Raw genomic sequence first — 209 nt, forward strand, 5'->3', positions numbered from 1 at the left:
TGTGAAATTGCTAAGGCATCAATGATGTAGAACTTGATGTTATGTTCGCCAATGTAACGTTTCAAGTTTGAAGGTAATAATTGCTTGGTCTTTTCAACATCCCAATAAGTGTTCAGTAAGAAAGTCCCACCATCACGTAAACCATCAATTAAGTTATAACGATGGATATAAGCTGGGTTGTGGCAACCAACGAAGTTTGGACGTTCAAC

General features: G+C 37.8%; 1 pseudogene. It reads right to left on the reverse strand.

What is annotated here, in order from left to right:
- A pseudogene (locus tag FC07_RS16000) lies at positions 1 to 209 on the reverse strand (pyruvate:ferredoxin (flavodoxin) oxidoreductase); the annotation flags it as partial.

The sequence above is a fragment of the Loigolactobacillus bifermentans DSM 20003 genome, assembly GCF_001434575.1.
Lineage (GTDB): Bacteria > Bacillota > Bacilli > Lactobacillales > Lactobacillaceae > Loigolactobacillus > Loigolactobacillus bifermentans.